Annotated in this window: 5 protein-coding genes; 2 read left to right on the forward strand and 3 right to left on the reverse strand. The window is 72.0% G+C overall.

The genetic code is table 11. The features are described 5' to 3' along the window. Positions 1–341: 341 nt before the first annotated feature. The 3 genes from QH276_RS23265 to QH276_RS23275 form a co-directional block, all read right to left on the reverse strand. On the reverse strand, positions 342–1,466 hold the full coding sequence (locus QH276_RS23265) for a glycosyltransferase family 4 protein (protein WP_280402720.1): 1,125 nt from the start codon (positions 1,464–1,466) through the stop codon (positions 342–344). A gap of 45 nt (positions 1,467–1,511) precedes the next feature. Then, a complete protein-coding gene (locus QH276_RS23270; RefSeq protein WP_280402719.1) occupies positions 1,512–2,594 on the reverse strand; it encodes an NlpC/P60 family protein in 1,083 nt (360 codons plus the stop codon). Between the two features lie 166 nt (positions 2,595–2,760). After that, positions 2,761–3,339, reverse strand: a complete 579-nt coding sequence (locus QH276_RS23275) for a C40 family peptidase (RefSeq protein WP_280402718.1) — start codon at positions 3,337–3,339, stop codon at positions 2,761–2,763. A gap of 543 nt (positions 3,340–3,882) precedes the next feature. Here QH276_RS23275 and QH276_RS23280 point away from each other — a divergent pair. Next, the gene (locus tag QH276_RS23280) at positions 3,883–5,667 is read left to right on the forward strand and encodes a DEDD exonuclease domain-containing protein (RefSeq protein ID WP_280402717.1); all 1,785 of its coding nucleotides are present in this window, start codon (positions 3,883–3,885) and stop codon (positions 5,665–5,667) included. Between the two features lie 82 nt (positions 5,668–5,749). Beyond that, positions 5,750–6,025, forward strand: coding sequence for an Lrp/AsnC family transcriptional regulator (locus tag QH276_RS23285; RefSeq protein ID WP_280402716.1), 276 nt, complete (start codon positions 5,750–5,752; stop codon positions 6,023–6,025). The last annotated feature ends 128 nt before the right edge of the window (positions 6,026–6,153 follow it).

The raw sequence follows: 6,153 nt of genomic DNA on the forward strand, positions 1-6,153 counted from the left end.
CCCCCCCCCCCCGCCCCCCCCGCCCCCCCCCCCCCCCCCCCCCCCCCCCCCCCCCCCCCCCCCCCCCCCCCCCCCCCCCCCCCCCCCCCCCCCCCCCCCCCCCCCCCCCCCCCCCCCCCCCCCCCCCCCCCGCCAAGGGCCTCGCTGGACTCGGCGCAGCGGTGGTGGCCGATTGTGGCCGAGCCCGGATTATTCGCCGAACTCGGATTTTCGCCGACTTCGGGGTGGGGCCGCGTCCAGTTCGGGGTGGGGCCGCATGGAGCGCGGAACGGGCCGCGCGGAATTTGCTGGAGAGGTCCGCACGGAGTTCGTGCAGGGCGCGAACGGGGCTGGGCGAAGGTCTACAGGAATCCGCGGAGGCGGGTGCCGAGGGTGTCCCAGCGCCACTGGCGTTCGACGAAGGCGCGGCCGGCGGCGCCCATGGCGGCTGCGCGGTCGCGGTCGGCGAGGATATCGGCGATCGCTTCGGCCACCAGGTCGGCGCGGCGGCCGTCGACGACACGGCCGGTTTCGCCTTCCCGCACCGTTTCCGGGGCGCCGCCCGACATACCCGCGACGACGGGTACGCCGCTCGCCGAGGCTTCGAGGTAGACGATGCCGAGTCCTTCGACGTCGAGTCCGGCGCCGCGGGTACGGGCCGGCATGGCGAACACATCGGCGATGGTGTGGTGGGCGGCGAGTTCGGCGGAGGCCACGCGGCCGGTGAAGACGACGTCGTCGGCGAGGCCGAGCGATTCGGCGAAGCCCCGCAACCGGTCCTCGTACGGCCCGCTGCCGGCGATCACCAAGACGGCGCCGGGGATGCGTTCCCGGATCCAGTGCATCGCGATCAGCAGAACGTCCTGGCCCTTGCGGGGGACCAGCCGGGACAGGCAGAGAATGGTGGGCCGGTCGCCGAGCCCGTAGCGTTTCCGCAGCTCCGCGCGGGCGGCGGGGTCGGGGCGGAACTTTTCGGTGTCCACGCCGGGCGGCAGATGTTCGAGTGCGGCGTCGGGCCCGAAGGCGGCCGCGAACCGGCCGCGGGTGTATTTGCTGACGTAGGTCACGACATCGGTGTTCTCGCCGATCACCCGCAGTGCCTGCCGCGCCGCCGGCAGCATCGACCAGCCCACCTCGTGCCCGTGCGTACTGGCGATGATCCGTTCGGCGCCGGCCCGGCGCAGTGGCGCCGACAACAGGGCCAGCGGTGCGGCGGCGCCGAACCACACCGTTTCGCAGCCCTCGGCGCGCAGGATCTTGCGCGCGCGCCGCAGCACCCCGGGAGTGGGCAGCATGAGGCTGGTGGGATGGCGCACCACCTGGTACGGCTGTTTCGCGTCGAACCGGAGATGGCTGTCACCGCGCCAGCGGGGGGCGTAGACGACCAGATCGTCCGGCGGCAACTGTCCGGCCAGCGCCTGCAGATACGACTGGATACCTCCCGGACGCGGCGGGAAATCATTGGTAACCAGCAGAGTTCGAGCCATACGACTCACACTATTGCCGATCGCGGCGCCGCGGCGCTCCGGGGCTCAGTAGCGGCGGGCCGAATGGTAGGGCGTGGAGTCCATCGGCGCGACCGCCACCGGGACGCCGAAGGTGGAAGCGTGCAGCATGAGACCGTTACCGGCATAGATACCCACATGGGAGATGTCGTCGTAGAAGAAGACGACATCGCCGGGTTGCAGCTCGGCCCGGTCGACCGGGGTGCCGTAGGCGGCCTGCGCCGAACTGGTGCGCGGTACCTGCTTGCCGACCTGGGCGAACGCCCACTGCACCAGCCCGGAGCAGTCGAACTGGTCGGGTCCGGTGGCCCCCCAGACGTAGGGGTCGCCCACGCGGGTGAGTCCGGCGGCGAGCGCGCTGGTACCGCTGCCGGGCACCAGATCCCGCAACAGACTGTCGCGGTCGAATCCGGGCGGGAACGGGGAGCCGGCGAGGGCCGTACGGTCCGCGGTGGACAGGGTGCCCCAGACCTCGATGACCCGGGCGACGGCATTCTGCAGATCGGTCTGCTTACGGCCCACATCGGCCCGGACGGCGTTCGCCTGGTCCGCGGCGATGCGGGCGGCGTCGGCGGCGTTACGGGCGGCCGTTTGCGCGGCGGTCGCCGCGTCGGTGGCGCGTTTGTACTGTTTGAGCTGGTCGGAGGTCTGGGTAGCGACCACGTCCAGGGTCGACATCTGATCCAGCAGCTGCTGGGGGGAATCGCTGACCAGCACCGAGAACAACCGGTTGGTGCGCGCGCCCTGATAGGCGGCGATGGCGGTGCGGTCGATCATCGGCCGGTACTTGGCCACCTCGTTGCGGGCCGCGTCGACGGCGGCGGTGGCCGCGGCGACCTTGGCGTCGGCATCGCGCTGGAGCGCCAGTTTCGCGTCGAGATCGGCCTGTGCGGTGAGCGCCTGCTGGTTGAGCTGTTCGGCCTGCCGGGACAGATCGATCATCTGCTGGACGGCTTCACTCGCCGAGGCCGGCGCGGGCGCCGGGACAGGATCGGCACCGGCCGGGCCACCGCCGTAGAGGGCCGCTGCCAGGAGTCCGGCCGCGAGGGCGGTGCGGGCAGGCCGGCGGTCCGGCCCGGGGATGCGGTGACTCCGATGATGTACTGCCACGGCCTGCCGTGCCCCGCTCTCCTTGTGACGCTCTCGTGCGATGAACCCGGTGAAGGTCTCGATTAGATTACGGACGGCCCCGTGGACTGTCCAGTACGACACGTTACGGTCACGTCGTCGGATGACTCGCTCGTGCCGGACCGGACGCCACGGGGCCGGCGCCGGCTCAGTAGCGGCGCGCTCCCGCGAACGGCATCGACGAGATGGGCGCCACCTGCACCGGGGTGCCGGAGGTCGCCGCGTGCACGACATTGCCGTCGCCGGCGTACAGGCCCGAATGCCCGCCGCCGTAGAACGAGACGACATCGCCGGGGCGCAGTTCGCCCAGCGATACCGGGGTGCCGGACGCCAGCTGCGCGCCGCTGGTGCGCGGTAGCTCCAGCCCGGCCTGTCTGTACGACCACTGCACCAGGCCCGAGCAGTCGAAGGCATCGGGGCCGGCGGCGCCGTAGACGTACGGGGCGCCGACCTTGGACAGCGCCGCGTCGAGCGCCAGATCGCCGGCGGTCTTCGTGGGTGTCACGAAGGGCGGCGGGGCGGCGGGGGAGTTGGGTGCCTCGATGCCGGGGATGCCCGCCGGGATCGGGATCTCGTTGGGCACCTCGAAGGTCCCCACGCCGTGGATGGTCACCGGCTGGGCGGCCGCCGGGGCGGCGGGCAGCAGGAACGCGCCCAGGGTGGCAGCGCCGACGGCTCCGGTTGCGGCAGCCCGCCGCGCCTGTCGCTTGACGGTGTTGAACGCCATGATGCGGTCCTTCCGATCTCCCCGCCCGGCCCACCGCCAGTGGTGTGCCGAACTCCGCGAGGTCTCGAAAAGATTACGAACAGATCACGGCCATTTGTAAAGCCTGAGACTCCGATAAGCGTGAATCGCCCAGCTTTTCGGTAGCAAATTGTGCGAGCTGAATCACACTCGCTGATGCGGTTGCGCCAGGGTTACCTCCGGGTATGCCAGGGACGCATATTTTCCGGCGTTACACCGGAACTCGCCCGTTCTGCCGCCCGATTTCCGCTGCTCGAGCGGGCGGATGTCGCGGCGGTGACTTTGGCGCGCTCGAGGCATGCTCGGCCACTTGCCCGGTTCGGCCGGACCGGTTTTGGGTTGGCCGACTATTTCAGGAAAATCTTGGCAATTGCATAGCAAATACACATCGTATGTGAGCTGGCGCACATACATGTGGTCATCGGCTGCGGGCGGGGGAACATGGAGGGGTTCCGGTCGCGCCGGGCCCGGCTCATCACGGTCCGATATCGCGAATCTGTCGGACCCCGCCCGTACGCTGCCGCCGTGCCCGAACCCGTGCCGCTGAGCGCCCAGCAGCTTGCGTTCGACCAGCTCGACACCCCGCTCTACGACACCACTTTCGTGGTCGTCGATCTCGAAACCACCGGCACCAGCCCCACCGAGGACGCGATCACCGAGATCGGCGCGGTCAAGGTGCGCGGCGGCGAGGTACTCGGCGAATTCGCCACCCTGGTCGATCCCGGCCGGTCCATCCCGCCCGCGGTCGTCCAGATCACCGGCATCACCACGGCGATGGTGCGTGTCGCGCCGCCCATCGAGGCCGTACTACCGGGGTTCCTGGAGTTCGCGGCCGGGGCGGTGCTGGTCGCGCACAACGCCCGGTTCGATATCGGATTCCTGAAGGCCGCGGCGGCCCGCTGCGAAACCCCGTGGCCGCGACCGCAGGTGGTGTGCACGGTGCGGCTCGCCCGGCGGGTCCTCGGCAAGGACGAGGCCCCCTCGGCACGGCTCGGTGTCCTGGCGCAACTGCTGGGCGCGAGCACCACGCCCAACCATCGCGCGCTCGACGATGCGCGCGCCACGGTGGACGTGCTGCACGCGCTCATCGGCCGCGTCGGCAATCAGGGCGTGCACAGCCTCACCGAACTGATCGACTATCTGCCCGAGGTGACGGCCGGCCAGCGTGCCAAACGCGCGTTGGCGGTCGATCTGCCCGCCGCGCCCGGCGTGTACCTGTTCCGCGGCCCGTCGGACGAAGTCCTCTATATAGGCACCGCGGTGAATCTGCGACGCCGCGTGCGCAGTTACTTCACCGGATCGGAGACCCGCGGCCGGATCCGGGAGATGGTCCGGCTGGCCACCCGGGTCGATCATGTGGAATGCGCGCACGGGCTCGAGGCCGGGGTCCGGGAACTGCGTCTGCTGGCCGCGCACGCGCCGCCCTACAACCGGCGTTCGAAGTTCCCGAAACGGGTCTGGTGGATCACCCTCACCGCGGAGGCGTTTCCCCGGCTGACGCTGGTCCGCGAACCGGCCGGTCCGGCGGTCGGCCCGTTCCATACCCGGGCCGCCGCCGCGGATATCGCCGCCACCCTCGCCGAATACTGCGGGCTGCGCACCTGCACCACCCGGTTGCCGCGCACCGCGGTCCACACCTGCCGGCCGGAAGCGGTCGGTGGTTGCCCTGCCGCCACCGAGAACCCCGTCGGGGCAACCGCCTACGCGGTGGCGCCCGCGGCCGCCCGCGCGCTGTTCACCGGTACCGGCGACGCGGCGATCCGGCTCATGCTGGCCCGGATCGAGAAATACGCGAGCTCCGAACAGTACGAATCGGCGGCTCGGCTACGCGACCGGGCCGCCGCCGTGATCCGCGCCCTGCACCGCACCCAGCGGCTGGCCGCCCTGGCCCGGCTGCCGGAACTGATCGCCGCCCACCCGGACGGCGCGGGCGGCTGGGAATTCGCGGTGATCCGCTACGGCCGCCTCGCCGGCGCGGGGACCGCGGCGCGAAGAGTACCGCCCATGCCGGTTGTCGAACGGATCGTGGCCGCCGCGCAGACCGTGCAACCCGCCGGTGGGCCGGCCGGGCCCGCGGAACTCGCCCTGGATTCGGGACCCCAGCCCCCGCCGCTGCGGGGCGCACCACCCGAAGAGACCGGGGTGATCGCGCGCTGGCTGGCCCGCCCGGGCGTCCGGATCGTGCGCACCACCGAGGGCTATGCCGAACCCGCACACGGCGCCGGCCGCTGGGTCGCCTGGGCCGATACCGCCGACGCCGCCGCGGACGCGGCACGGGGCGCGCAGTCCTACGACGACGAAAGGGGCTAGCCGGCCGGGCGCGCCGGCTTCCCGACTGCGCCGGGCGGCGCTGCCGCACCACGCGGGAGTCCGGGGTGCCTAGGCTGTTCCCATGATTACCGCGATCGTTCTGATCCAGGCCGACAACGGGCGTATTCCGGAGACCGCGCAGGCCGTGGCCGATACCGAGGGTGTCACCGAGGTGTATTCGTGTGCGGGCGATGTCGACCTGATCGCGCTGGTTCGGGTGCGCGACCACGAACAGGTCGCCGACGTGGTCACCGGGCGGATCGACAAGGTGCCCGGGGTGCAGCGCACCGTTACGCATATCGCGTTCAAGTCGTACTCCAGCGCCGATGTCGAGGCGGGATTCTCCATCGGCGAATAGGCGCTCACCGCGCCCGGGAGCCGCGGCGGGGGGGGGGGGGGGGGGGGGGGGGGGGGGGGGCGGGGGGGGGGGGGGGGGGGGGGGGGGGGGGGGGGGGGGGGGGGGGGGGGGGGGGGGGGGGGGGGGGG

Source organism: Nocardia carnea (genome assembly GCF_029869215.1).
GTDB lineage: Bacteria > Actinomycetota > Actinomycetes > Mycobacteriales > Mycobacteriaceae > Nocardia > Nocardia carnea_B.